We start from the raw sequence: 25239 nt of genomic DNA, 5'->3' as shown, positions 1-25239 counted from the left end.
AACAGATCTCAACGCCGGACGGGTCACAACAACACTCCTCAATCAGATGTGTTGCATCCATCCCTTGAAGCCGAGGCCGGAAGCGCGCCGTGGCTTCACTCTGAAAGCCGTAGGTTCACTCTGAAAGCCGTAGGTTCACACTCAACGCCGTAGGTTCACACTCAACGCCGTAGGTTCACACTCAACGCCGGGGCGGTCCGAACGCCGGCGGTGGACGTCCATATCCCCCACGCGCGGCGCATACGAAAAAGCCCGGCCTGCAACGCAGACCGGGCTCTTTCGCTGACTGGGACCTAGAAGTCCATGCCGCCCATGCCGCCGGTCGGGTCGCCCGCCGGAGCGGCCGCCTTCTCCGGCTTGTCGGCGACAACGGCCTCGGTCGTCAGGAACAGCCCCGCGATGGACGCCGCGTTCTGCAGCGCCGAGCGGGTCACCTTGACCGGGTCGGCAACGCCGGCCTTCAGCAGGTCCTCGTACTCCCCGGTGGCCGCGTTCAGGCCCTGGCCCGCCGGAAGGTTGCGCACCTTCTCGGCCACCACGCCCGGCTCCAGCCCGGAGTTGAAGGCGATCTGCTTCAGCGGAGCCTCCAGCGCCACCTTGACGATGTTGGCGCCGGTGGCCTCGTCACCGGAGAGCTTGAGCTCCTCGAGGACCGGGGCCGCCTGCAACAGGGTCACGCCACCACCGGCGACGATGCCCTCCTCGACGGCGGCCTTGGCGTTGCGGACCGCGTCCTCGATGCGGTGCTTGCGCTCCTTGAGCTCCACCTCGGTGGCCGCGCCGGCCTTGATCACCGCAACACCGCCGGCCAGCTTGGCCAGGCGCTCCTGCAGCTTCTCGCGGTCGTAGTCGGAGTCGCTGTTCTCGATCTCCTGGCGGATCTGGGCCACCCGGCCGGCGATGGCGTCGGAGTCACCGGCGCCCTCGACGATGGTGGTCTCGTCCTTGGTGACGACGACCTTGCGGGCCTTGCCAAGCAGCGAGATGTCGGCGTTCTCCAGCGTCAGGCCGACCTCCTCGCTGATCACCTGACCACCGGTGAGGATCGCCATGTCCTGCAGCATCGCCTTGCGGCGGTCACCGAAGCCGGGGGCCTTGACCGCCACCGACTTGAAGGTGCCGCGGATCTTGTTGACGACCAGGGTGCTCAAAGCCTCGCCCTCGACGTCCTCGGCGATGATCAGCAGCGGCTTACCGGCCTGGATGACCTTCTCCAGCAGCGGAAGCAGGTCCTTGACCGTGGACACCTTGGAGCTGACCAGCAGGATGTAGGGCTCCTCGAGCACCGCCTCCTGACGCTCGGCGTCGGTGACGAAGTAACCCGAGATGTAGCCCTTGTCGAACCGCATGCCCTCGGTCAGCTCGAGCTGCAGGCCGAAGGTGTTGGACTCCTCGACGGTGATGACGCCCTCGTTGCCGACCTTGTCCATCGCCTCGGCGATCAGGTCGCCGATCGACTGGTCGCCCGCGGAGATGGCCGCGGTGGCAGCGATCTGCTCCTTGGTCTCGACCTCCTTGGCCGTCTTGAGCAGCGTCTCGGTGATCTTCTCGACCGCCTTCTCGATGCCGCGCTTCAGACCCAGCGGGTTGGCGCCCGCCGCGACGTTGCGCAGGCCCTCCTTGACCAGCGCCTGGGCCAGCACCGTGGCCGTCGTCGTGCCGTCGCCGGCGACGTCGTCGGTCTTCTTGGCGACCTCCTTGACCAGCTCGGCGCCGATCTTCTCGTACGGGTCCTCCAGCTCGATCTCCTTGGCGATGGACACGCCATCGTTGGTGATCGTGGGGGCACCCCACTTCTTCTCGAGGACGACGTTGCGGCCCTTGGGGCCCAACGTCACCTTTACCGCGTCGGCAAGGCTGTTCAGGCCCCGCTCGAGGCCGCGACGGGCCTCTTCGTCGTACGCAATTGTCTTGGCCATTGCGAAGTGATTCCTCCGGATTGGGGATGACACGTCCTGGCCGGGTGCAGTGCCCGCGACGGACGACCGGGCTGTCGTTGGGCCTGGTCTCACCGTCCCGACCTAGCACTCACCGGTCGCGAGTGCCAACGTCATTCTTAGCACTCGCCTATGGAGAGTGCAAGGAGGTGCCCCCGGTTCAGGGCAGGTCGAGCAGCTGTTCGTAGAAGCCACCGAAGCCGCGCCGGCGGTCGACGAGGTGGATCTCGAGAATCCAGTGGCAGGCGCGGCCGCGGGGATCCGTGCGGCGCATCGGTTTGGTCGACCCGGGCATGATGTACCACTCGACGCCGGGTCCGGCGATCTTCTTGTGCGCGAACTCGCCGATCAGGTGCCCGGCGATGGGGCTGCCCCACTCGAAGCCCTCGGCGCGGGAGGCCCCGACGGCGTGGTCGAACAGCTCGGCGCCGGTGATCTCGGGGTGGCTCGCGAAGTGCTCGCGGCCGGCCTCCCACACCCGGGGCAGCGCATCGCGAATCGCCGCCTTGTGCGGGTCGTCGCCGAGCACGAACGTCCGCCCGAAATCGGCCTCCCACTCCTCGAAGACCGGACCCAGGTCGAGGAAGACGACGTCGTCGGCGGCGATCACCCGATCCGGCGGGCGCTCCCGGAACGGCTGCAGCGTGTTCTGCCCGGCCCGCACGATGCGCCGGTGCCAGTGCCGGGTCACGCCGAACATCTCGCCGGCCAGGTCGTGGATCTCGTCGGACAGCTCCCGCTCCCCGACCCCGGGACAGATCATGGCCCGCCGCTCGATCTCGTCGAACAGTCGCGACGCCTTGTCCTGGGCGTCGAGGAGCCGTTGCACGCGAACGTCTTCGGGGGGCTGCACGCACGCGATGCTAACTGGCAGGCTGGAAACCATGTCCCTCGTCGTGCCGCCCTACCCGCCGCCCCGCTACACCAAGGACGAGCCGGAGCTCAGTGCCTGGCTCAAGCGAGCCGACGAGCCGCCGGACTATCAATCGCCCATCGGGGTGAGTTACCACTACCTGGCCGACCAAAAGGCCACCGACGGCGACTACGGCCTGTACCGCGTCGACATCAGCCCCCGCGGCGGCGGCCCGGGGCCGCACTTTCACCGCGCCATGTCCGAGGCGTTCTTCGTGCTCTCCGGGACGATGAAGCTCTACGACGGCACCGACTGGGTCGACGGCCACCAGGGCGACTTCCTCTACGTCCCGCCGGGCGGCGTGCACGGTTTCCGCAACGAGGCCGACGACGCCGCGTCGATCCTGATGCTGTTCGCGCCCGGCGCGCCCCGCGAGGCCTACTTCGAGGGCTTCGCCGCGCTGGCCGACATGACCGACGACGAACGCCGGGAGTGGTTCGTCCGCCACGACAACTACTGGATCCAGTAGTCCGGTCTCCCCGCGAGCAGACGCAAAGGCACCCATTTCGTGCCGAAATGAGGTGCCTTTGCGTCTGCTCGCGGTCTCAGCTCAGCCGGTAGTCGCCGGGGATCATCGCCCGCGTGCGTTCGAAGAAGGTCCGGCCGCTGTACGGCAGCTGGGTGACGACCTTGCCGCTGGGATGCCGGAAATAGTTGGTGCACGCCAGCCACACCTTGCCCTGCATGGCCGATTGGATCTCGTCGTTGTAGCGGCGCTGCGCTTCGGGCGTGACCTCGACGGTGCGCGCGCCGCGGCCGTCCATCACCTCGAGGATGTGGCGGATGAACGTGGTCTGCGCCTCGTGGATGTACAGGATCGAGTTGACCCCGTTGGTGTTCGGGCCGTAGAGCGTGAAGAAGTTCGGATACCCGGCGATCAGCGTGCCCAGGTAGGCCTCCGCGCCGTCGCGCCAGTCCTCGCGGAGATGGCGGCCGCCGGTGCCGTACACGTCGATGCTGGACAGGTAGTCGGCGGCCTTGAACCCGGTGCCGTAGATGACGGTGTCCACGCGGTGTTCGACGCCGTCGACGGTGCGCACCGCGCGCTCGGTCAGCTCGGCGATGGCGGTGGTCTCCAGGCTGACGTTCGGCAGCGCGAACGTCGGGTACCAGTCGCGCGACATCAGCGGGCGCTTGCAGCCGGCCGGGTAGTCCGGCGTCAGCTTGGCCCGCAGCTCGGGGTCGGCCACCTTGCGCGCCAGGTAGCTGCGGGCGAGCTCGGTGGCCTCGCGGGTCTGCGCGGCGTCGACGTCGAAGCTGGACGACTCGTAGGCGTCGAACGCCTCGTCGCGCAGCTTTTGCGCCATCTCGGAGTGGCGTTCGAACTCCTCGTGCTGCTCGGGGGTGAACGGGAAGTCGAACCGCGGGGCGATCCAGATCGGGGTGCGCTGAAACACCGTGAGGTGGGCCGTCTTTGGCGCGATCGCGGGCACGTATTGCACCGCGCTGGCCCCGGTCCCGATGGAGGCGACCCGCTCCCCTTCCGTCGACTTGCTGTGATCCCAGCGCGCCGAATGGAATCGGCGGCCCCGAAACCGTTGCGCCCCGGGGATATCCGGGATGTTGGGCACGTCGAGCATCCCGACGGCGCTCACCACCACGTCGAAGTGATGCTGCTCGCCGTCGCCGGTGCTCAGCGTCCAGCGCTTGTGGGTGTCCGACCAGCGCGCCGCGGCGATCGTGGTGTGGGGCCGCAGGTGAGGGCCCAGCCCATGCTCGGCGGCCACCCTTTCCAGGTAGGCCAGGATCTCGGGCTGGTTGGCGTAGGTCTTGCTCCACCGCGGGTTGGGTGCGAAGGAGTAGGAGTACAGGTGCGACGGGACGTCGCAGGCCGCGCCGGGAAAGGTGTTGTGGCGCCAGGTGCCGCCGAACCCGTCGGCGCGGTCGAAGATCGTGAATTCGTAACCGGCGCTTACGAGTTGGATGCCCATCGCGATGCCGCCGGCGCCCGCGCCGATGATGCCGACGGTCCGGTTCACTCCCATTGCGCGAAATAGGGTCGGCCGGGCCGGGTCTTCTCCACGAGGATGAACACCACTCCCCACGGGTCGGCGAACCAGGTGGTGCGGACCCGCGCGACGTCGGCGATCCCGCCGACCAGAAAGCGCACTCCCTTGCCCTCCAGCTCGGCCCGCGTGGCGTCGATGTCCTCACAGATCAGCCCGACGTGCGAGAGCCCGTGGTCGGTGAGGGCCGCCCCTCGGCCCGAGCCCTCGACGTTGAGGTACTCGATCACCTCCAGGACGCGGTCGCTGCCGTCGTCGAACCCGACGATGGCCGCCTTCATCGTGGGGTCGGGCACCAGCTCGCCCATGTCGTCGCGAATGGCGTTACCGGCCATCACGTACGGCGGCGAAAGCACACGCAGGCCCAACACATCTCGGTAGAACGCCACCGCGGCCTCGCAGTCGGGAACGCACACGCCGGTGTGGGCCAACCCGGTAATCACGTTCTCGACTTTACGTCGCCCGTCGTCGCCCATCGCCGCGCGGCGGCGCCGAATTCCGGCTCGGTATGTTTTGGGCCATGGCTTCCATGGCTGCCAACGACACCGGGAACCGCAAATGGTCGGAGGCCGACGTGCCGGATCAGAGCGGCCGCGTCGCGATCGTCACCGGCGCCAACACCGGCATCGGGTACCAGACGGCCGCCGTGTTGGCCTATCGCGGCGCGCACGTCGTGCTCGCGGTGCGCAACCTCGACAAGGGCAACGCGGCGCTGTCGCGGATCGTGGCCGCCGGGGGCCAGGGGGCCCGAAAAATCGACGTCACCCTGCAGGCGCTAGACCTCAGTTCGCTCGACTCGGTCCGCGCGGCCGCCGCCGCGCTCAAGGCGGCCTACCCGCGCATCGACCTGCTGATCAATAACGCCGGGGTGATGTGGACGCCCAAGCAGCTCACCGCCGACGGTTTCGAGATGCAGTTCGGCACCAACCATCTCGGCCATTTCGCGCTGACCGGCCTGCTGCTCGAGCACCTGTTGGGCGTGCGGGATTCGCGGGTGGTGACGGTCAGCAGCCTCGGCCACCGGCTGCGCGCCTCGATCCACTTCGACGACCTGCAGTGGGAACGCGGTTACGACCGGATCGGCGCCTACGGGCAGTCCAAGCTGGCCAACCTGCTGTTCACCTACGAGCTGCAGCGCCGGCTGGCCGCGCGGCCCGACGCGAAGACCGTCGCCGTTGCCGCGCATCCCGGCGGCACCAACACCGAGCTGGCGCGCTACCTGCCGGGGATCTTCAAGCCCGTGCGCGCCGTCCTCGGGCCGGTGCTTTTCCAGAGCCCGGCGATGGGCGCCCTGCCGACGCTGCGGGCCGCCACCGACCCGTCCGTCGAGGGCGGCCAGTACTACGGCCCCGACGGCTTCGCCGAGCAGCGCGGCCACCCCAAGCTCGTGCGGTCCAGCGCGCAGTCGCACGACGAGGACCTGCAGCGCCGGCTGTGGACCGTCTCCGAAGGACTCACCGGCGTCAGCTATCCGATCTGACGGGGCCGATAATGGCCGGGTGCGGTCAGTCGACGAACACCAGCGCGTTGTATCCGGGATGATTCATGCTCGCCCGGCGGCCACCGTCGGGTTGGCCGACGCCCAGGGGCTGGTCCTGGCCGAGGATGTGGTCGCGCAACTGGCGCTGCCGGTGTTCGACAACTCCGCGATGGACGGCTACGCGGTGCGCGCCGAGGACGTAGCGGGCGCCACCCCCGAACGCCCGGTGGTCCTGCCCGTCGCCGAGGACATTCCCGCCGGGCGCACCGACGCGTTGACGCTGCAGCCCGGGACCGCGCACCGGATCATGACGGGCGCGCCGCTGCCGGCCGGCGCGACGGCCGTCGTGCCGGTCGAGGACACCGACGGCGGCATGGACACGGTGGCGATCCGAAGTCCCCGCGAGGCCGGCAAGCACATCCGGCGGGCGGGAGAAGACGTCGCGCCGGGCACCACCGTGCTGCGCCGGGGTCAGGTCGTGACGCCGGCCGTGCTCGGCCTGGCGGCGGCGCTGGGAATGGCGGGGCTGACGGTGATCCCGCGGCAGCGGGTGCTGGTGATATCCACGGGGTCGGAGCTGGTGACGCCCGGGACCCCGCTGCGGCCCGGGCAGATCTACGAGTCCAACTCGGTCATGCTGGCCGCCGCCGTCCGCGAGGCGGGCGCCGACGTGGTCGCCGTCGCGACCGCGGAAGACGATGTCGCCCAGTTCAATTCGATCCTGAACCGGCACGCGGCCGACTCCGACCTGATCATCACCAGCGGCGGTGTCAGCGCCGGCGCCTACGAGGTGGTCAAGGACGCCTTCGGCCGGGACGGCGACCAGGGGGTGGAATTCGTCAAGGTGGCGATGCAGCCCGGCATGCCGCAGGGCATCGGGCGCGTCGCGGGCACCACGATCGTCACCCTGCCCGGCAACCCGGTCAGCGCGCTGGTGTCCTTCGAGGTGTTCATCCGCCCCGCGCTGCGGGCGGCCATGGGACTGCCCGATCCCGAGCGCCCGCACCGCCCCGCGGTGCTCGCCGAGTCGCTGACGTCGCCGCGCGGCAAGCGCCAGTTCCGCCGCGCGATCCTCGACGCCGCCACCGGCAGCGTCACCAGCTACGGCCCGCCGGCGTCGCACCATTTGCGGTGGCTGGCGTCGGCGAACGGGCTGCTGGACATTCCCGAGAACGTGACCGAGGTGTCCGCCGGAACCCAGCTGCAGGTCTGGGATCTCAGCTGACCGGGCGCGGCTCCGTAAGATGGCCGCGTGGCACGACGCCCCCGCACGATCGGCCCGACGGCCGAGGACCCGACCTTCGGCCCGCAACACGTAGTGGAGCTGGTGCGCTCCACGATCCCGCCGGTGCACCCCGCCGGGCGGCCGTTCATCGCCGCCGGCCTGGCGCTCGCCCTGGCCGGGCGCAACCACCGCTGGGTCCGCCGCGCGGGCCTGCTGGCGGCGGGCGCCTGCGCGGGGTTCTTCCGTCATCCCCCGCGGGTCCCGCCAACGCGGCCCGGCGCCATCGTCGCGCCCGCCGACGGCGTGATCTGCGTGATCGACTCCGCGGCCCCGCCGGCCGAGCTCGGCATGAGCGAGGCGCCGCTGACGCGGATCAGCATCTTCCTGTCGCTGCTGGACGCCCACGTGCAGCGGGCGCCGGTCAGCGGTGAGGTGGTGGCCGTGCAGCACCGGCCGGGGCGGTTCGGCTCGGCGGACCTGCCCTCGGCGAGCAGCGACAACGAGCGCACCAGCCTGCGGATCCGCACGCCGGGCGGGGCCGAGGTCGTCGTCGTGCAGATCGCCGGCCTGCTGGCCCGCCGCATCGTCTGCGACGCGCACCTCGGCGACAAGCTGTCGATCGGCGACACCTACGGCCTGATCCGCTTCGGCTCCCGGCTGGACACCTACCTGCCCCCGGGCGCCGAGCCGCTCGTCAAAGAGGGGCAGCGGGCGCTGGCCGGCGAGACCGTGCTGGCGGAACTGCCGTGATCAGCAGGCCCCGGGCGAGGCGGCCGGTCAACCTGCAGATCCTGCCCAGCGCGATGACGGTGCTGTCCATCTGCGCGGGGTTGACGTCGATCCGGTTCGCCCTCGAGCATCAGCCCAAGGCCGCGATGGCGCTGATCGCCGCGGCCGCCATCCTGGACGGCCTGGACGGCCGGGTGGCCCGCATCCTGGACGCCCAGTCGCGGATCGGCGAGGAGATCGACTCGCTGGCCGACGCGGTGAACTTCGGGGTGGCGCCCGCGATCGTGCTCTACGTGACGATGCTGTCCAAGTCGCCCGCGGGCTGGGTGGCGATCCTGCTCTACGCGGTGTGCGTCGTGCTGCGGCTGGCCCGGTACAACGCCCTGCAGGACGACGGCAGCCAGCCGTCCTACGCGCACGAGTTCTTCGTCGGGATGCCCGCGCCGGCGGGCGCGGTCTCGATGATCGGGCTGATCGGGCTCAAGCTGCAGTTCGGCGAGGGCTGGTGGACGTCGACGGCGTTCCTGTGCGTCTGGATCGCGGGGACGTCGGTGCTGATGATCAGCAAGATCCCGATGCGCAAGATGCACGCCGCGGCGGTCCCGCCGAACTGGGCGGCTCCGCTGCTGGCGCTGCTGGCGATCTGCGCGGCCGCGGCGGTGCTGGCGCCCTACGTCCTGATCTGGGTGATCATCATCGCCTACCTGTGCCACGTCCCGTTCGCCGTGCACAGCCAGCGCTGGCTGGCCGCGCACCCGGAGGCGTGGGACGACGAGCCCAGGCAGCGACGCGCCACCCGGCGCGCGATCCGCCAGGCGCACCCCAACCGCCGGTCGATGGCGCGGCTGGGGCTGCGCAAACCGGGCAGGCGGCTGCCGTGAACCCCGGCCCCGGTGCTGGAGCGGGCCGTCAGCTCACCCTCACCGCGCGGCTGAACACCTCCGCCGTCGACTCTCGCCGCGGCGTCATCCGATTGCACCCGAATGCCGTTGCCGCCCTTGGCATCCGGGAATGGGACGCGGTGTCGCTGACCGGATCGCGGACCACCGCGGCGGTGGTCGGCCTCGCCGGCCAGAACACCCCGGTGAGCATCGCGCTGCTCGACGACGTCACGCTGTCCAACGCCGGGCTGCGCGAGGGCACGCCGGTGATCGTCGGCGCGGTCACCGTCTACGGCGCGCGGTCGGTGACGCTGAGCGGCTCGACGCTGGCCACCCAATCGATTTCGCCGGTGACCCTGCGGCAGGCCCTGCTCGGCAAGGTGCTCACCGTCGGCGACGCGGTGTCGCTGCTGCCCCGCGACCTCGGGCCCGGCACATCGACGTCGGCGGCCACCCGCGCGCTGGCCGCGTCGGTCGGCATCAGCTGGACCTCGGAGCTGCTGACCGTCACCGCCGTCGACCCGCCGGGACCGGTCAGCGTGCAACCGAACTCGCTGGTGACCTGGGGCACCGGTGTTCCGTCCGGGGCGCTGTCGGCCGAATTGGTCGACGTCGCCAGCCCCGAGACCGTCGTCGAGGAGCTCAAGGGCTCGCAGCCGCAGGCCGCCAAGCTCACCGAATGGCTCAAGCTCGCGCTGGACGAGCCGCACCTGCTGAAAACCCTTGGCGCCGAGGCCAATTTGGGTGTGCTGGTGTCCGGTCCGGCCGGCGTGGGCAAGGTGACGCTGGTGCGCGCGGTGTGCGACGGCCGCAGGCTGGTCAAGCTGGACGGCCCGGAGGTGGGCGCGCTGAACGCCGAGGATCGGCTCAAGACCGTGAGCTCGGCGGTGCAGGCCGTCCGCGACGGCGGCGGCGTGCTGCTGATCACCGACGTGGACGCCCTGCTGCCCGTCACCGCCGAACCGGTGGCCGCGCTGATCCTGGGCGAATTGCGCACCGCCGTGGCCACCGAGGGTGTGGCGTTGATCGCCACCTCCGCGCGACCCGACCAGCTCGATCCGCGGCTGCGCGCCCCCGACCTGTGCGACCGGGAGCTCAGCCTGCCGCTGCCGGACGCCGCCACTCGCAAGGCGCTGTTGGAGTCGCTGCTCAAACCGGTGCCCGTCGGCGAGCTCAACCTCGATGAGATCGCCGCGCGCACACCGGGATTCGTCGTCGCCGACCTGGCCGCGTTGCTGCGCGAGGCGGCGCTGCGGGCGGCGTCGCGGGCCAGCGCCGACGGGCACCCACCCGAGCTGAACCAGGACGACCTCGTCGGTGCGCTGACGGTCATCCGGCCGCTGTCGCGCTCGGGCAGCGAGGAGGTGACCGTCGGCGACGTCACGCTCGCCGACGTCGGCGACATGGCCGAGGCCAGGCAGGCGCTGACCGAGGCCGTGCTGTGGCCGTTGCAGCATCCCGACACCTTCGCCCGGCTGGGAGTCGACCCGCCGCGCGGGGTGCTGCTGTACGGCCCGCCCGGCTGCGGCAAGACGTTCGTGGTCCGCGCGCTGGCCAGCACCGGGCAGCTGTCCGTGCACGCCGTCAAGGGCTCCGAGCTGATGGACAAGTGGGTGGGCAGCTCGGAAAGGGCCGTGCGCGAGCTGTTTCGGCGCGCCCGCGACTCCGCGCCGTCCCTGGTGTTCCTCGACGAGGTCGACGCGCTGGCGCCGAGGCGCGGGCAGAGCTTCGACTCGGGCGTGAGCGATCGGGTGGTGGCCGCGCTGCTGACCGAGCTCGACGGCGTCAATCCGCTGCGCGACGTCGTCGTCCTGGGCGCCACCAACCGGCCGGACCTGATCGACCCCGCGCTGCTGCGCCCGGGGCGGCTGGAGCGACTGGTCTTCATCGAGCCGCCGGACGCCGCCGCGCGCCGCGAAATCCTGCGCACCGCGGGCAAATCCATCCCGCTTAGCGCCGACGTCGACCTCGACGAGGTGGCCGCCGAGCTCGACGGCTACAGCGCGGCCGACTGCGCGGCGCTGCTGCGCGAGGCCGCGCTCGCCGCGATGCGCCGCTCCATCGACGCCGCCGACGTGACGGCGGCCGACCTCGCGGAGGCCCGCAAGACCGTGCGCCCCTCGCTGGATCCGGTCCAGGTGGACGCCCTACGCGCGTTCGCCAAAGCTCTCTAACACCGCCCGGGCCGAGGCGGCGACGTCGGCTTCCAGCCAGCGCGGCAGCGGATCGTCGTGGGCGTGGCGGCGGACCACGGCGTAGGGCAGGTCGGCCACCGCCCGGGCGACGGCGTCGACGGACCGGGAGTCTTTGCGCCCGTAGAGTTTTCGGGTCAGGACGCCGACCCGCTCGGTCAGCGGCGCGTTCATGGCGGCCAGCGTCTCGGAGAATCGCGCGTCGGGCTCGCCGTCGAGCAGGTCCCCGGGCCGGATCGTCAGCAACAGCCGGGCGTCCTCGGGAAGCTCGCGGGCGAATGCGATCGCGGCCACGGCCATGGCGACGGCAGTCTCGATCGGCGTAGCCGCCTCGGCGGCCATCGCCCGGGACTGAAAGCGTTCCAGCGCCCGAAGCCACGCCGCCGCCAGGATGCCGTCGCGGTTGCCGAACCGGTGATACAGGGTGCCGGCCGGGGCGCCGCTGGACTTCGCGATCGCCGCCACGCTGGCCGCCCGCGGCCCACCGTCGAGCACCAGCGCCCGCGCTGCGTCGAGGATCACATCGGTTTCGTGCTTCCGCGGAGGCGCCATGATCTAGTACATTCCTTCCATATGGAACGATTACCCTATATTGATGAGCATGCCATAACCGTCGACGCGAATCGCGACCACACGTGGTCGGCGCTGCTGCGCGTGTTGTGCCGCGACCCGCGCGACCCGTCCAGCGTGCCGTTCGGTTTCGTGCTGGACGAGGCGCGGCCACCCTCGCGGTTCGCTTTGAAGGGCCGCCACACGTTCGCGGTGTACCGGTGGGTGTTCGAGCTGGACGCTCGGCCGGATGGCCGCACCCGGGTGCGGGCGGCGACCTGGGCCGCCTTCCCGGGCATCCACGGCAAGGCCTACCGCGCGCTCGTGATCGGCACCGGTGGACACCGCGTCGCGGTGCGCTGGACGCTGAAACGCATTGCGGTGGCGGCGCGAGGTCCGGCCGGCCCCGATTACACCGACGTCTTCGAAGTCCCGATCCGGTACGGCGACACGCGCACCGCCGAGCAGATGTTTCGTGCCGCGCTGAGGGACGGACCCGGCGGAGGCATTGTGCTGTGGATTCACCGCCACGTATTGAGATTTCGGCTGGGGCCGCTCTTTTCGCCCGATCATCTGATCGGCTGGCGGATCGTGCATTCGGACCCCGATGCGATAACACTGAGCACGAGCGGGCCGTTGATGCGGGGCGAGCTGACGCTGCGACGCGAGGAGGGTCGGCGTGCCACGCTCACCACCCGCGTGCACTATCACCGCGAGATCGCCGCGAGGATGGTGTGGGCCGCGGTCGGCCCCCTGCATCGGGTCGTCGCACCCCGGCTGATGCAGCGCGCCGCCCGTCTGGTGGCCGCCCCTTGAACCTGGGCCTGACCTGGGGAACGCGGCCGGCCGAGCGAACGACGCCGCTGCCCTGCGATGCGCTGTGCCCGCGCGGCGGCGTCCGGGCCGACCGGGCGATCAGCATCGCCGCGCCGCCATCGACCGTGTTCGCCTGGTTGTGCCAGCTGCGCGTGGCGCCCTACAGCTACGACCTGCTCGACAACCTGGGCCGGAAAAGCCCCCGAACGCGCGACCCGGAGCTGGTGCGCCTGGAGGTCGGGCAGCGGTTCATGACGATGTTCGAGCTGCACTCGTTCGTCGACGGCGAGTGGATCACGTTGCGCGCCAAGGGCGTCGCCGTAACCTACGCCGTCCGACCCGAGGGCGCGGGGTCGCGGCTGCACGCCCGCGTGTGGTTCGCGGGCGCGCGGCTGCTCGCTCGCGGCCTGGCCCTGGGGGACCTGGTGATGATGCGCAAGCAGCTGCTCACGTTGAAGGCGCTGGCCGAGCGCGAAGCCGCGGCCGAGTCGCTCATGGCCCCGGCAGGTCCGTCCACTCGGCGGAAAGCCGCGCGCTGAACCGCGGCGGGCGGCGTTCCAGGAACGCCGCGACGCCCTCCCGGGCGTCCGCGGTTCCCATCACCCGGTGGTGCAACTGCGTCTCCAGCGACGCGACCTCTCGCGCGGTGTAGTTGTTGAGCGCGCCGTCCCACAGCAGCCGCTTGCACAGCGCCGCCGACATCGGCGCCACGTTGACAGCGATGTCGCGGGCCATCTGCAGCGCGTGTGCGAGCACCTCGGCACCGGGCACCGCGGCATTGGCGACACCCAGCGCGACGGCCTCGGTGCCGGTGAAGGTGCGGCCCGTGAGCAGTACCTCCGCGGCCGCCCCCAGCGACGTCAGATGCGGCAGCGTCCAGTGCGCCATGCAGTCGGGTATCACACCCCGGCGGACTTGCACCACACCGTATTTCGCGTCCGCCGCGACGATGCGGATGTCGGCCTGCAGCGCGATCGTCAGGCCGATGCCGATGGCGTGGCCGTTGAGCGCGGCGATCACCGGCTTGCGCAATTCGAAGGCGGCCGGCTCGATCGGCGACGCCGAGAAATCGCCGCTGGGGGCGTCAAAAGGCGATGCGCCACCGGCGAAATCCGCACCGGCGCAAAACGCGCGGCCCGACCCGGTGACCACGATGGCGCGGACGTCGTCGTTGTCGTCGCAGTCCCGGTACGCGCGGCCCAACAGCGCACCCATCTCGGCGGTGTAGGCGTTGAGCTGCTCGGGACGATTGAGCGTCAGCACCGCCACGCCACCGTCGATGTCGACCGTCACATCGGTGCTCATTCGGATAGCTGAAACTCCACCATCTCGGCGACCGTGTCCACGGCCTCGCTCAGCGCGGCCAGCCGATCGGCGGCGGACGGCGCGGCCAGCACGGCGTAGCGGTCGGCCGCGCCGATCGGGAGGCGCGACGCCAACGCGAACAGGCGCCCGCCGGCGTCGTCCGCGAAGGCCTCGTCGTAGCCCAGCAGCACCTCGCGGTCCGGCAGCCGCGCGCCGCGCGCCTCGGCGATCCGCTCGAACAGCGCGATCACCCGGTCCTCGACATCGAGCAGCTGCGCGCGGCTCACCGGATCCCCCGGCTCGTCGGGCCACAGCTCGACGATCGCCCGCGGGTAGGGATCGTCGATCAGCCACTCGCGCACCCGAATCCGCTCACCGGTCCGGCAGCGCAGCGAGTACCGGTCCGCGCCGTGATCGACGCATTCGGTGATCCGGGACAGGACGCCCACATCGCATCGGGTGTCGCCGCCGCCGACCTCGCGTCCGCGGGAGATGAGCACCACGCCGAACGGATCGCCCACGTCGACGCAGTGCCGCACCAGCGCGACGTAGCGCGGCTCGAAGATCCGCAGCGGCAGGTCCTGGTTGGGCAGCACCGCCGACTCCAGCGGGAACATCGCGAGTTCAAGTTCGGGCGGGGCCATGGGTCAAACCTCGATCTCCAGCTCGCCCACCAGCGCGTCGACGACGGCGCGCAGATCCCCGTCGTGCTCCTCGGCGATCCGTCGCTGCCGCTGATACGAGGCGCCCAGCCGCGGGATCTCGGCCACCGCGGCCAACTCGTCAACGCAGCCGAGCGACTTGGCGACCGGCTCGAGCCGGGTCAGCACGTCGTCGAGGTCCTCGGTGACCAGGCGCTCGTTGCTGGCGGCGTCCTGGATGATGATCGCGTCCAGGCCGTAACGGGCGGCGCGCCACTTGTTCTCCTGCACGTGCCACGGCGGCATGGTGGGCAGCGTCTCGCCGGCGTCCAGCCGGCGGTCCAGGTCGACGACCAGGCAGTGCGTCAGCGCGACCAGCGCGCCCAGCTCGCGCAGGTTGGACACCCCGTCGCACACCCGCACCTCCAGGGTGCCGAGATGTGGCGAAGGTCTTATGTCCCAACGGATTTCGTCCATGTGGTCGATGATGCCGGTCTTCTTCTGGTCGTACACGAAGCCCTCGAACTGTGCCCAGGTCTGGAACTGGAACGGCAGCCCGGCGGTGGGCAGCTGCTGAAACATCATCGCGCGGTTGCTGGCGTACCCGGTGTCCTCGCCGCCCCACCACGGCGACGACGCCGACAGCGCCAGCAGGTGCGGGTAGTACTTCAGCAGCGACGACATGATCGGCATCACCTTGTTGGCCGAGGAGATTCCGACGTGCACGTGCACGCCCCAGATCAGCATCTGCCGTCCCCACCACTGGGTGCGCTTGATCAGCTCGGCGTAGCGCGGCGCGTCGGTGAGCTTCTGGGTGGACCACCGAGCGAACGGGTGGGTGCCCGCCGAGAACAGCTCCATGCCGCGGTCCCGCACGATCCGCCGGGCCGGCCCCAGGGTTTCGCGCAGGTCCTCCATCGCCTGCCCGGTGCAGTCGCAGATGCCGCTGACCACCTCGACAGTGTTGCGCAGCAATTCCTTGTGCACGCGCGGGTTTTCGCCGATCTCGGCGATGACGGCGGTGGCCTCGTTGCTCAGGTCGCGGGTCTGCGCGTCGACGAGCGCGAACTCCCATTCGACGCCGATGGTCGGCTTCGGTGAGCGCTTGAAATCGATGCGGGCGCGGGCCCGGCTAGCCGGCGCCGATGACACCGCACGCCACCCGCTTGCCGGCGTCGCCGGTACTCATCGTCGTCGCGTCGGGACCCGGTGTGCCGTTGGTCTGGCTGTAGCGCTCGCGCGGGATGTTGCCGAAGTTGTCGGCGTCGGCGTGGATGATGATCGCGGTCTTCTCGCCGCTCAACAGGTCCTCCATGGTGAAGGCGTCCGTCGTCGTCATCAACGTTCCGGAACCGTCCTTGCGCACCTGCAGCGAGGTCAGGTCGCCGCTGGCCGGCTCGGCGGCGTGCCCGGGCACCTGGAAGTGCCCGCCGGCCGACAGGAAGTCACCGGGCGCGCCGCCGGTCGGCGCGACCGAGTTGGGCTCGCACTTGCCCACCTTGTGGATGTGCACCCCGTGGAAACCGGGCTTGAGCTGACCCGTGCCCGTCGTCGCGATCGTGATGGTGGCGTAGCCGTTGCTGAACGCGAACGTCGCGGTCGCCACCTGGGTGCCGTCCGGGGCCTTCAGGTGGGTGATCATTCGCTGCGACGCGGACCCCTCACCGGCGACGGGCGCCGCGCCCTCCTCGCCGGCGCCGCCCGACGGGGCGGGCGACCCGGTCCAGACCGCCGGCGTGGTGCCCGGAACCGACGAGGCGTGCTGGGGCACCGAGCACGCGCTCAGCAGAGCGATGGCGGAGATGGCGGCGGCAGCGACATTGCGGTGCTTACGCATAGCCCGAAGCCTAGCCCGACGGCCCCCGAATTTGGAGCAACGCAATCAGCGTCAGCCCGTCACCAAGACGATGACGCCCGGCGGCTCGCTGGACAGTGCGGGGATTCGCGGTTGTACGGGCGCGCCCAGGGTCTTGCCCACGGCGTCGGCGGTGGCGTGCTCGCCGTCGGCGTCGGTGAAGTACACCGTGGTGGCCGAGACGTCGGGCACCGTCAGGTTGTCGACCTTGGTGACGTTGAACCCGGCGCCCGTCAGCTGGTCCTTGGTGCGCGCGGCGACGCCCTCTTTCGTGGAGATGTTGTAGATGCGCACCTCGGCCTGGTTCGCCGGGGGCTTGCTGGTCGTCGACGTTGGCGACGAGGTGCTGGTCACGCTGGAGGCCGGCGACGCCGACTCGTCGTCGGAGTTCCCCGAGCTGCCCAGGGCCTGCCAGCCCAGCAGCAGGAAGATGACGCCGAGAAACAGCAGCACCATCACCATGGCCCGCAGGGGAAGCCCCGTCGAGTCGGGGACACGCTCTTTCATCGAGCCCCACTGTAGCCAGGAACGTGCCGGAGCCTGCAAAGGCGCGTCAGGTCACCTCGAAGCCGAGGCGCCGCGCCGCCCGGGCCTTCTGGCGGCTGGCGCGCAGCCGCCGCAGTCGCTTCACGAGCATCGGGTCGGCGGCCAGCGCCTCGGGTCGGTCCACCAGCGCGTTGAGCACCTGGTAGTAGCGCGTCGCCGACATCGAGAACAGCTCTTTGATCGCGTCTTCCTTGGCCCCGGCATACTTCCACCACTGACGTTCGAAAGCCAGGATGTCGTGTTCGCGGCGCGTCAGCCCGTCGGCGATTTCAGAGTCGTCCCCCGATCGATTTGCCCGCGCCATGGCGCTGTCCATATCGCTTCCCCTGGACCCTTCCGGCGATTCTCGAATTGTGCGAATGACTTGACTTACGTAGGGGCATGTTTCGGCGAATATTGAACCATGCCGCGAACCCTCAAGCCGTAATCCAGACCCGCGAGTCGGCCGATTGGCCAAGATTGCCCGGCTGTCCCCCAAGCCAAAACGTGCCCCGCATAACCCGATTTGCCCGCCTCCTCCTCAGGCCGTTCCGGCCTGCATCGTCGCCGGGCCTAAGCTAGCCGACCATGGCAGTCGTACCCATTCGCATCGTGGGCGATCCGGTCTTACACACCCCGACAACACCGGTCGCGGTCGCCGCCGACGGTTCGCTGCCGGCGGATCTGGCCGACTTGATCTCCGACATGTACGAGACGATGGACGCCGCGCACGGGGTGGGCCTGGCCGCCAACCAGATCGGCGTCGCGCTGCGGCTGTTCGTCTACGACTGCGCCGAGGACCGCGGGATGACGGACCGCCGCCGCGGCGTCGTCATCAACCCCGTCCTGGAAACCTCCGAAATCCCCGAGACCATGCCAGACCCGGGTGAGGACGACGAGGGATGCCTGTCGGTGCCCGGCGAATCGTTCCCCACCGGGCGCGCGAAGTGGGCGCGGGTCACCGGCCTCGACGCCGACGGCAGCCCGCTGGCCATCGAGGGCACCGGCCTGTTCGCGCGCATGCTGCAGCACGAAACCGGGCACCTGGACGGCTTCGTGTACCTCGACCGGCTCATCGGCCGGCACGCCCGCGCCGCGAAGCGGGCGGTCAAGTCGCACGGCTGGGGCGTGCCGGGCCTGTCGTGGCTGCCCGGCGAGGGGCCGGACCCGTTCGGTCACTGATGATCTCGTGGCCCGACCTGGGAACGCGGGTGACGGTTCGCTACCGGCGCCCCGCCGGGTCGGTCCCGCCGCTGACCGACGCGGTGGGGCACCTGCTGGCGGTCGACCCAATGGTGCGGGTGCGCACGAAAACCGGCGCGGTCGCCGAGTGCGCGCCCGCCGACGTGGTGGCGCTGCGGGTGCTGACCGACGCGCCGGTGCGCGCGTCGGAGATCCGGGCGCTCGAGCACGCGGCCGCCGCGGCGTGGCCCGCGGCCGAACACGCCTGGCGGGACGGCTGGCTGCTGCGGGCCGGGCAAGACGCTCCCTCGCTCACGAATTCCGCGGTGCCGCTTGATGTTTCGGCCGACCTGGACGCGATTCCGGCGATCGTCGCCTGGTATGACGTGCGGGGCCTGACGCCGTTGTTGGCCGTCCCCGACCGGTTGCTGCGGCCGCCGCCCGGCCTGGTGGCCGAGCGCACCGAGCGCGTCTTCGTGCGCGACCTGTCGAGCGTCCCGCCGGCGTCACGCCCGGATCCGAGCGTCACCCTGGAGCAACGTTCGGCCGTCGCGCGCGCGGCGGTGACCGAGGCGCCCGACGGCACCCGCTGGGTGGGCCTGTCGGAGGTGCGCGCGACCGACGACCCAGGCACCGCCGCCCGGCTGTGCGAGGCGCTGCTGGCCTGGGGCGCGCGGCGCGGCGCGACCCGCGGCTACCTGCGCGCAGACGACGCCGACGGAACCGCGCTGGCCGAGTCCCTCGGTTTTTGGCTGCACCATCGCACCCGTTACATCCTCGCGACGGCGGCGCCGGACACCACCCGATAGCCCCGATAACCTCTAGCCATGCCCGACGGCACGCTGCGCCTGGCCACCTGGAACGTCAACTCGATCCGCATCCGGCTGGACCGCGTCGTCGACTGGCTGGCCCGCGCCGACGTCGACGTGCTGGCCATGCAGGAGACCAAATGCTCCGACAGCCAGTTCCCCACGCTGCCGCTGTTCGAGCTCGGCTACGAGGTCGCCCACGTCGGCTTCGATCAATGGAACGGCGTGGCCATCGCCTCGCGCATCGGGCTGGACGACGTGCAGATCGGCTTCGACGGCCAGCCCACCTGGAGCGGCAAGCCCGAGGTGGCCGCCACGGCGGAGGCCCGCGCCATCGGCGCGACGTGCGGCGGCGTGCGGGTGTGGAGCCTCTATGTCCCCAACGGGCGCGCCCTCGGCGATCCGCACTACGCCTACAAGCTGGATTGGCTTGCCGCGCTGCGTGATACGGCAGCGGGCTGGCTGCGCGACGATCCCGCGGCGCAGATCGCGCTGGTCGGCGACTGGAATATCGCCCCCACGGACGATGATGTTTGGGATCCCGAATTCTTCGCCGGCGCCACGCATGTCTCCGAGCCGGAGCGGCGCGCGTTCAACGCCATCGTCGACGCGCAATTCGCCGATGTGGTAAGGCCTTTCGCGCCGGGACCCGCGGTGTACACCTACTGGGACTACACCCAGCTGCGGTTCCCGAAGGGCCAGGGCATGCGCATCGACTTCATCCTCGCGTCGCCGGCGCTGGCCCGCCGGGTCACCGGCGCGCAGATCGTCCGCGACGAACGCAAAGGCAAGGCGCCCAGCGATCACGCGCCGGTGCTAATCGACGTCGGGCCCGGCTGAGTTCGGGAAATTGCAGACCGCTTCGCGTTGTAAGCGCGTTTGCAACGTGGCAGGCTTTCGTCTATCAGGTGCAGAAAAACAATCTTGCAGTTGCAAGCCAGGGAGTCATCATGAGTTTCGTCGGTGCGGCGGTCCGCAGCGTGGGCAAGACGGTGAATCGCGCGGCCGACGCGACCACCGCCGCCGCCGGCGCGGTCGGGGGCGCGGCGGTGAATGGAATCGTCGGCGGGGTAACGGGAGCCGCGGAGGGCATCAAGCGCGGGGTCAGCTCGGGCAGTCACTCGACGCCGGCGGCCGCGCTGGCCATCGGCGCGCTCGGCGTCACCGGCCTGGTCGAGTGGCCGGTGCTGTTGGCCGTCGGCGGCGGTGCGCTGTTGTTGCACAGGCTGAGCCGTAAGCCGGAGGCGGCCGCACCGGTGGCGAAGGCGAACCTCAAGCCGGTACCCTCCGAGTCGGCGCCCAAGAAGGCCGAACCGCGCAAAGCGGCAACCAAGTCGACGGCCAAGAAGACCGGCGGCCGCAGGGCGGGCAGCACCGAGCTGCGCAGCACCAACTGAAAGGCATCGTTGAGTAACCGTTGAGCATCGGCGCTGCACTACGACGATCACTGCCGTTTCGCGCCGTTGCCACGGGCTTGGACATCGCCGCCATCCCGCTGCGCGAAGCGGCCCGGGCGCTCTCCGGTGACGTGACCCCGGAGACGCTGGGTCGGCACTGCTGGCGCGGCGGGGATCGCGCCTGGATCGAGGTGCGGGGCCTCGACGACACGGGCGCCACCGAGCTCGGGCCGACCGTCGTCGACGCGGTCCTCGCGCATCCCGGCGTCACCTCGGCGAAGCTGAATCACCCGCTGTCGCGCGTGGTCGTCGGCCTGGAAAACCCGGACGTCTCGCTGCGCGACCTGTGCCGCGCCGTCGAACACGCCGAAAAGCGTTGTGCCGCAACGCACAAACCCCGACATCACGCCGGTGGGCCGAGCCTGCCGGGCGATCACGTCGTGCTGGCGACCCGGGCGTTGACCGTCGCCGCCAACGCGGCCGGGCTGGGCATCGCGCTCACCGGCCGCGCGATGCGCCTGCCGCCCCTGCCGGCCCCCATCGCCGCGGGCATCACGTTCTTCGACTACCAGCCCGCGCTGCGCGGCCTGCTCGAGGACCTCATCGGCGGGCCCGCCACCGACACCGTGATCACGCTGGTCCAGGCGACCAGCCAGACGCTGTCCCAGTCGCCGACGGCGTTGTCGATCGGGCTGACGATGCAGTCGTTGAAGGCCGCCGAGTGCCGCGCCGCGGCGCGCGCCTGGGAACAGCACGAGCCGGAACTGGCCCGGCACGCCGAGCAGCCGCCGGCCGGCCCGTCGTCGTCGCCGCCGCGGGCCAAGACCGTCGACCCCACCGTCCGCCGTTTCGCCCTCCTGCAGGCGCTGAGCACCGGGGCGCTCGGCGCCGGGACCCGCAACGTGACCATGGCCGCCACCGCGGTGCAGGTGACCACGCCCAAGGCGAACCGGACCACGCCGGAGGCGTTCGCCGCGACGCTCGGCCGGGGCCTGGCCGAGCAGCACCGCGTGCTCTCGCTGCGGCCGGAGAGCCTGCGCCGGCTGGGCAAGGTCGACGCGATCGTCATCGACCCGCGCGTCCTGTGCGCCGACACCCTGCGGGTGGCGCGCATCCGCGGCGCCGCCGAGGGCGAACTGCCCGCGGCGTGGGCCCGCGCGCAGCTCATGCTGGAGAACGACGGCGCGCGCCCGGGCTGGCACGCGGTCGGCGGGAGATCCGGCGGGCGGGCGGCGGCCGGGGTCGAGGCCCTCTTCCTGCCCGCGCACGACCCGCTGGCCTCGGCCGTCGTCGCCGAGGCGCACCGCACCGGGGCGGAACTGATCACCGTCGACGACGAGTCGCTGGGCGAGCTGCGGCCGGCGTTCGACGACGTGCGGCCCACCGAACCGACGAGCAAGGCCGTCGACGACGCGCTCGCCGCCGCGGTCGCCGACCTGCGGCAGGCGGGCCGCAAAGTGGCCGTCCTGTCATCGTCTGCCGCGCAGGCGATTTCGGCGGCGGACCTGGCGCTGGTCGTCGCCTCGGAGCAAGCCGCGCCGCCGTGGCATGCCGATCTGCTGCTGCCGGACCTGACGGCCGCCTGGCGAGTGCTGCGCGCGGTGCCCGCGGCCAGGACCGCGGCCCAACGCGGCGCCGGGATCGCGGCCGGCGCCACCGCGATGGGGTCGCTGTTCATGATCCCGGGCGTGCGGGGCAACTTCGCGTCCGGGACGGTGAACGCCGGCGCGGCCGCGGGCCTGCTCTCGGGCTATCTGCTCGCGCGCGGGATCCTCAACGCGGACACGCCCCGGCCGGCCGAGGTGCACGAATGGCATGCGATGCCGGTCGAGCAGGTCCGCAAGGCCCTGCCCCCGCCCGACCCCGCGGCCGCGGAGCCCTTCCGCCGCGGCGCGCAACCGTCGGAATCGCCGGCGCAGGCGATCTGGCAGCTCGCCAAGGCCGTCCGGGCCGAGCTGTCCGACCCGCTGACGCCGGTGATGGCGCTCGGCTCGGCGGCCAGCGCGATACTCGGCTCGCCCGTCGACGCGGTGCTGGTCGGCACGGTGCTGACCGGAAACTCCATCCTGGCCGCCGCCCAGCGGCTGCGCGCCGAGAAGCGGCTGAGCCACCTGCTGGCCCTGCAGATCCCGCCGGCCCGCAAGGTGATCCAGGGTCCCGGCGGCGCGCGAACCTACGCCGACGTCGATGCCGCGCACCTGCAACCCGGCGACGTGATCGAGGTCCGCACCCACGAGGTGGTGCCCGCCGACGCCCGGATCATCGAGGAGATCGACGTCGAGGTCGACGAGTCGACGCTGACCGGCGAGTCGCTGTCGGTGGACAAGCAGGTCGAAGCCACGCCCGGCGCCCCGCTCGCCGAGCGTCGCTGCATGCTGTTCGCCGGCACCACCGTGGTGGCGGGTACCGCGGTGGGGCTGGTGACCGCGGTCGGCGCCGACACCCAGCAGCGTCGCGCCGCCGACCTCGTGTCGGGCGAGCTGTCGTCGGACATCGGCCTGCAGCACCAGCTCGGCCAGCTCACCGCCCGGGCGCTGCCGGTCAGCATCGCCGGCGGCGCGGTGGTCGGCGCGCTCGGGCTGTTGCGCCGCACCGGTTTGCAGCACGCGGTGTCCAGCGGCATCGCCATCGCGGTCGCCGCGGTTCCCGAGGGGATGCCCCTGGTCGCGACGCTGGCGCAGGCGGCGTCGGCGCGGCGGTTGACGAAATTCGGTGCGCTGGTTCGCGTTCCGCGTTCGGTCGAGGCGCTCGGCCGCATCGAGGTGGTGTGCTTCGACAAGACCGGGACGCTGTCCGAGAACCGGCTGCGGGTGTCGCAGGTGCACGCCGAGCCCGGCCATTCGGACCACGACGTGCTGCGCTGCGCGGCGCACGCCGCGCCGGTGACCAACGGCGGCCCGCAGGCGCACGCGACCGACGTCGCGATCGTCGAGGCCGCCGCGGCGGCGGGCGCCTTCGCCGGCCACGACGGACAGGGCCCCAGCGCGCACCTGCCGTTCCGCTCGGGCAGGTCGTTCTCGGCCTCGGTGACCGGAACCGAGCTGACCGTCAAGGGCGCACCCGAAGTCGTGCTGGCCGCGTGCGGGGACCTCGCCGCGCTGGACAAAACCGTCGCCCGGATGGCCGCCGGCGGGCTGCGGGTGATCGCCGTGGCGCGCCGCAGCCTCGACCCGCAGCAGGCCCGGGCGCTGCGAGACGACCCCGATCGCGTCGCGGAATTCTGCGCCGACGGGCTGACCCTCTCGGGATTCCTTGGGTTGTCCGACACCCCGCGCCCGGAGTCGGCGGGCGTCGTCGGGACCCTGCGGTCGCAGGGCGTGGGCATCAAGCTGATCACCGGCGATCACCCGATCACCGCGAAGGCCATCGCCGAGGAGCTGGGCCTGCCGGTGACCGCGGGCCAGGTCATCAGCGGCGCCGAATGGGAATCCTTGTCGCGCAAGGACCAGGAGCGCGTCGCGACCGAACGGGTGATCTTCGCCCGGATGACACCGGAGAACAAGGTCCAGGTCGTCCAGGCGCTCGAAAGCGCCGGGGTGCGGACCGCGATGGTCGGCGACGGGGCCAACGACGCGGCCGCCATCCGGGCCGCCACCGTCGGCCTCGGCGTGGTGGCGCACGGCAGCGACCCCGCCCACCTGGTGGCCGACGTGGTGCTGGTCGACGGCCGGATCGAGGCGCTGCTGGAGGCCATCGAGGAGGGCCGTCAGCTGTGGCGGCGGGTGCAGGCCGCGGTGACCGTGCTGCTCGGCGGCAACGCCGGCGAGGTGATCTTCGCGATCATCGGCAGCGCGCTCACCGGGATCTCGCCGCTGAACACCCGCCAGCTGCTGCTGGTGAACACGCTCACCGACGCCCTGCCCGCCGCGGCGCTCGCGGTCAGCAAGCCGCGCGGCGCGGTGGACCCCAACCTGCGCGGCGCGGATCAGCCCGCGCTGTGGAGCGCGGTGGCGGTCCGCGGCGTCACCACGGCCGCGGCGGCGACGGGCGCGTGGGCGATGGCGCGGGTCACCGGGCGCCCGCAACGCGCCTCCACCGTGGCGCTGGTCGCGCTGGTGTCCGCCGAGTTGGCCCAGACGCTGCTGGAGTCCCGGGCCCCGATGGTGGTGCTCACCGCGACGGGCTCACTCGTCCTGGTGGGGACCCTGATCAGCACCCCGGGCGTCAGCCAACTACTTGGCTGTACGCCTCTCGGGCCCCTCGGATGGGCGCAGGCGCTGGGGGCCGCGGGCGCCGCGACCGCTGCGATAGCCGTTGTGAACCTTGTCTCGGAGCGCCTGCGCACGTCGGACACACCGCCGCCGGACCCGGACGCGGCGCCCGGCGCCGATCGGTCTCCACAATCTCCACGACGCCCGCGCGCCACAGCAGCGCATACAGCTGGCGCAGGGGCACGGTCAGCACAGAAGCTACCGTCGAAGTCATCGGATCGGCCAGGGCGTCGGTCGTCGACATATGTCCGACGGTGACCGCCCGACCCGGCGCGACGGCAAATCCTTCGTTACCGAAAGGCAAATGATGGCGGAAAAGAAGGCTCGCAGGGCGACCTCCCAGAGCGAGGCGGTGCAGAAAATCCGCGAAGGCGAGACGTTCGCCGTCAATCTTCCGGTTTTTGGCCAAATGGAGATACCGCGGCCCGAGCAGCTGGCCTATTACGGCGGCCTGGCCGCCCTGGCCGCGTTCGAGCTCATCGACTGGCCGGTGGCCCTGGTCATCGCCGCCGGCCACCTGCTGGCGAGCAACCACCACAACCGGATCCTCGAGGAGCTCGGCGAGGCGATGGAGGAGGCCTGACCG

At 71.2% G+C, this 25239-nt stretch carries 25 protein-coding genes and 1 pseudogene; 14 read left to right on the top strand and 12 right to left on the bottom strand.

Features of this window, described 5'->3' with window-relative positions; genetic code table 11:
* Positions 1–293: 293 nt before the first annotated feature.
* Together groL and OQ968_RS23015 are read right to left on the bottom strand one after the other, a co-directional pair.
* Positions 294–1919 carry a chaperonin GroEL gene (groL, locus tag OQ968_RS23020; protein WP_324681774.1) on the bottom strand — a complete coding sequence of 542 codons (1626 nt, stop codon included), beginning with the start codon at positions 1917–1919 and terminating at the stop codon, positions 294–296.
* A 178-nt stretch (positions 1920–2097) separates the two neighbouring features.
* Entirely contained in the window at positions 2098–2790 is a 693-nt protein-coding gene (locus OQ968_RS23015) for a M24 family metallopeptidase (protein WP_324681773.1), read from the bottom strand.
* 31 nt (positions 2791–2821) lie between these two features.
* Between OQ968_RS23015 and OQ968_RS23010 the strand changes: the two genes are divergently transcribed.
* The gene (locus OQ968_RS23010; RefSeq protein ID WP_324681771.1) at positions 2822–3319 is read left to right on the top strand and encodes a cupin domain-containing protein; all 498 of its coding nucleotides are present in this window, start codon (positions 2822–2824) and stop codon (positions 3317–3319) included.
* A 76-nt stretch (positions 3320–3395) separates the two neighbouring features.
* Here OQ968_RS23010 and OQ968_RS23005 read toward each other — a convergent pair whose 3' ends face one another.
* Together OQ968_RS23005 and OQ968_RS23000 are read right to left on the bottom strand one after the other, a co-directional pair.
* On the bottom strand, positions 3396–4835 hold the full coding sequence (locus tag OQ968_RS23005) for an NAD(P)/FAD-dependent oxidoreductase (RefSeq protein ID WP_324681769.1): 1440 nt from the start codon (positions 4833–4835) through the stop codon (positions 3396–3398).
* Positions 4826–5299 (bottom strand): VOC family protein, encoded by a 474-nt coding sequence (locus tag OQ968_RS23000; protein WP_324681767.1) that lies wholly within the window; start codon positions 5297–5299, stop codon positions 4826–4828. The genes OQ968_RS23005 and OQ968_RS23000 overlap by 10 nt, the downstream gene beginning before the upstream one ends.
* An 86-nt stretch (positions 5300–5385) precedes the next feature.
* Here OQ968_RS23000 and OQ968_RS22995 point away from each other — a divergent pair, with 86 nt between their 5' ends.
* From OQ968_RS22995 to OQ968_RS22975, 5 genes are read left to right on the top strand one after another with little or no spacing between them, the layout of a single operon-like run.
* Positions 5386–6336: an SDR family NAD(P)-dependent oxidoreductase gene (locus tag OQ968_RS22995; RefSeq protein WP_324681786.1), complete on the top strand. Its 951-nt coding sequence runs from the start codon at positions 5386–5388 to the stop codon at positions 6334–6336.
* A 19-nt stretch (positions 6337–6355) separates the two neighbouring features.
* Positions 6356–7561, top strand: a complete 1206-nt coding sequence (gene glp, locus OQ968_RS22990; RefSeq protein ID WP_324681765.1) for a gephyrin-like molybdotransferase Glp — start codon at positions 6356–6358, stop codon at positions 7559–7561.
* 27 nt (positions 7562–7588) lie between these two features.
* Complete coding sequence (locus OQ968_RS22985; protein ID WP_324681763.1) at positions 7589–8311, top strand: phosphatidylserine decarboxylase; 723 nt, start codon at positions 7589–7591, stop codon at positions 8309–8311.
* Entirely contained in the window at positions 8308–9171 is an 864-nt protein-coding gene (pssA, locus tag OQ968_RS22980) for a CDP-diacylglycerol--serine O-phosphatidyltransferase (RefSeq protein ID WP_324681761.1), read from the top strand. Before OQ968_RS22985 ends, pssA begins: the two co-directional genes overlap by 4 nt.
* A complete protein-coding gene (locus OQ968_RS22975; RefSeq protein WP_324681759.1) occupies positions 9168–11345 on the top strand; it encodes an AAA family ATPase in 2178 nt (725 codons plus the stop codon). Before pssA ends, OQ968_RS22975 begins: the two co-directional genes overlap by 4 nt.
* Here OQ968_RS22975 and OQ968_RS22970 read toward each other — a convergent pair.
* Positions 11319–11915: a helix-turn-helix domain-containing protein gene (locus OQ968_RS22970; protein ID WP_324681757.1), complete on the bottom strand. Its 597-nt coding sequence runs from the start codon at positions 11913–11915 to the stop codon at positions 11319–11321. The genes OQ968_RS22975 and OQ968_RS22970 overlap by 27 nt on opposite strands.
* A gap of 21 nt (positions 11916–11936) precedes the next feature.
* Between OQ968_RS22970 and OQ968_RS22965 the strand changes: the two genes are divergently transcribed.
* Both OQ968_RS22965 and OQ968_RS22960 read left to right on the top strand, forming a co-directional pair.
* Positions 11937–12728: a DUF2867 domain-containing protein gene (locus OQ968_RS22965; RefSeq protein ID WP_324681755.1), complete on the top strand. Its 792-nt coding sequence runs from the start codon at positions 11937–11939 to the stop codon at positions 12726–12728.
* Positions 12725–13267 (top strand): hypothetical protein, encoded by a 543-nt coding sequence (locus OQ968_RS22960; protein WP_324681753.1) that lies wholly within the window; start codon positions 12725–12727, stop codon positions 13265–13267. The genes OQ968_RS22965 and OQ968_RS22960 overlap by 4 nt, the downstream gene beginning before the upstream one ends.
* Here OQ968_RS22960 and OQ968_RS22955 read toward each other — a convergent pair.
* The 6 genes from OQ968_RS22955 to OQ968_RS22930 are packed head-to-tail and all read right to left on the bottom strand — an operon-like array spanning position 13221 to position 17391.
* Positions 13221–14033, bottom strand: coding sequence for an enoyl-CoA hydratase/isomerase family protein (locus tag OQ968_RS22955; protein ID WP_324681751.1), 813 nt, complete (start codon positions 14031–14033; stop codon positions 13221–13223). The two genes, OQ968_RS22960 and OQ968_RS22955, sit on opposite strands and share 47 nt — an antisense overlap.
* Positions 14030–14677 carry an LON peptidase substrate-binding domain-containing protein gene (locus tag OQ968_RS22950; RefSeq protein ID WP_324681749.1) on the bottom strand — a complete coding sequence of 216 codons (648 nt, stop codon included), beginning with the start codon at positions 14675–14677 and terminating at the stop codon, positions 14030–14032. Before OQ968_RS22950 ends, OQ968_RS22955 begins: the two co-directional genes overlap by 4 nt.
* 3 nt (positions 14678–14680) lie before the next feature.
* Positions 14681–15826: a glutamate--cysteine ligase gene (locus OQ968_RS22945; protein WP_324681747.1), complete on the bottom strand. Its 1146-nt coding sequence runs from the start codon at positions 15824–15826 to the stop codon at positions 14681–14683.
* Complete coding sequence (gene sodC, locus OQ968_RS22940; RefSeq protein ID WP_324681745.1) at positions 15807–16511, bottom strand: superoxide dismutase[Cu-Zn]; 705 nt, start codon at positions 16509–16511, stop codon at positions 15807–15809. The genes OQ968_RS22945 and sodC overlap by 20 nt, the downstream gene beginning before the upstream one ends.
* Before the next feature lie 51 nt (positions 16512–16562).
* Positions 16563–17036, bottom strand: coding sequence for a LytR C-terminal domain-containing protein (locus tag OQ968_RS22935; protein WP_324681744.1), 474 nt, complete (start codon positions 17034–17036; stop codon positions 16563–16565).
* 46 nt (positions 17037–17082) lie between these two features.
* Positions 17083–17391 carry a DUF3263 domain-containing protein gene (locus tag OQ968_RS22930; RefSeq protein WP_324681742.1) on the bottom strand — a complete coding sequence of 103 codons (309 nt, stop codon included), beginning with the start codon at positions 17389–17391 and terminating at the stop codon, positions 17083–17085.
* Positions 17392–17642: 251 nt separating this feature from the next.
* Between OQ968_RS22930 and OQ968_RS22925 the strand changes: the two genes are divergently transcribed.
* From OQ968_RS22925 to OQ968_RS22905, 5 genes are all read left to right on the top strand, one after another.
* Positions 17643–18236, top strand: a complete 594-nt coding sequence (locus OQ968_RS22925; RefSeq protein ID WP_324681740.1) for a peptide deformylase — start codon at positions 17643–17645, stop codon at positions 18234–18236.
* Positions 18236–19045: a GNAT family N-acetyltransferase gene (locus OQ968_RS22920; RefSeq protein ID WP_324681738.1), complete on the top strand. Its 810-nt coding sequence runs from the start codon at positions 18236–18238 to the stop codon at positions 19043–19045. The genes OQ968_RS22925 and OQ968_RS22920 overlap by 1 nt, the downstream gene beginning before the upstream one ends.
* A 33-nt stretch (positions 19046–19078) precedes the next feature.
* A complete protein-coding gene (locus tag OQ968_RS22915) occupies positions 19079–19885 on the top strand; it encodes an exodeoxyribonuclease III (RefSeq protein WP_324681785.1) in 807 nt (268 codons plus the stop codon).
* Between the two features lie 110 nt (positions 19886–19995).
* On the top strand, positions 19996–20442 hold the full coding sequence (locus tag OQ968_RS22910) for a hypothetical protein (RefSeq protein ID WP_324681737.1): 447 nt from the start codon (positions 19996–19998) through the stop codon (positions 20440–20442).
* A 20-nt stretch (positions 20443–20462) separates the two neighbouring features.
* A complete protein-coding gene (locus OQ968_RS22905) occupies positions 20463–24911 on the top strand; it encodes a cation-translocating P-type ATPase (RefSeq protein ID WP_324681735.1) in 4449 nt (1482 codons plus the stop codon).
* Here the strand turns inward: OQ968_RS22905 and OQ968_RS22900 are convergent.
* Positions 24826–25062 (bottom strand): annotated as a pseudogene (locus tag OQ968_RS22900) (hypothetical protein); the annotation flags it as partial. The gene OQ968_RS22905 and the pseudogene OQ968_RS22900 overlap by 86 nt on opposite strands.
* Between OQ968_RS22900 and OQ968_RS22895 the strand changes: the two are divergent.
* Positions 24961–25236, top strand: coding sequence for a hypothetical protein (locus OQ968_RS22895; protein WP_324681784.1), 276 nt, complete (start codon positions 24961–24963; stop codon positions 25234–25236). The pseudogene OQ968_RS22900 and the gene OQ968_RS22895 sit on opposite strands and share 102 nt — an antisense overlap.
* Positions 25237–25239: the final 3 nt, after the last annotated feature.

The organism is Mycobacterium sp. 663a-19, from assembly GCF_035616495.1.
Lineage (GTDB): Bacteria > Actinomycetota > Actinomycetes > Mycobacteriales > Mycobacteriaceae > Mycobacterium.
This window is presented reverse-complemented; position numbering and strand designations above follow the sequence as displayed.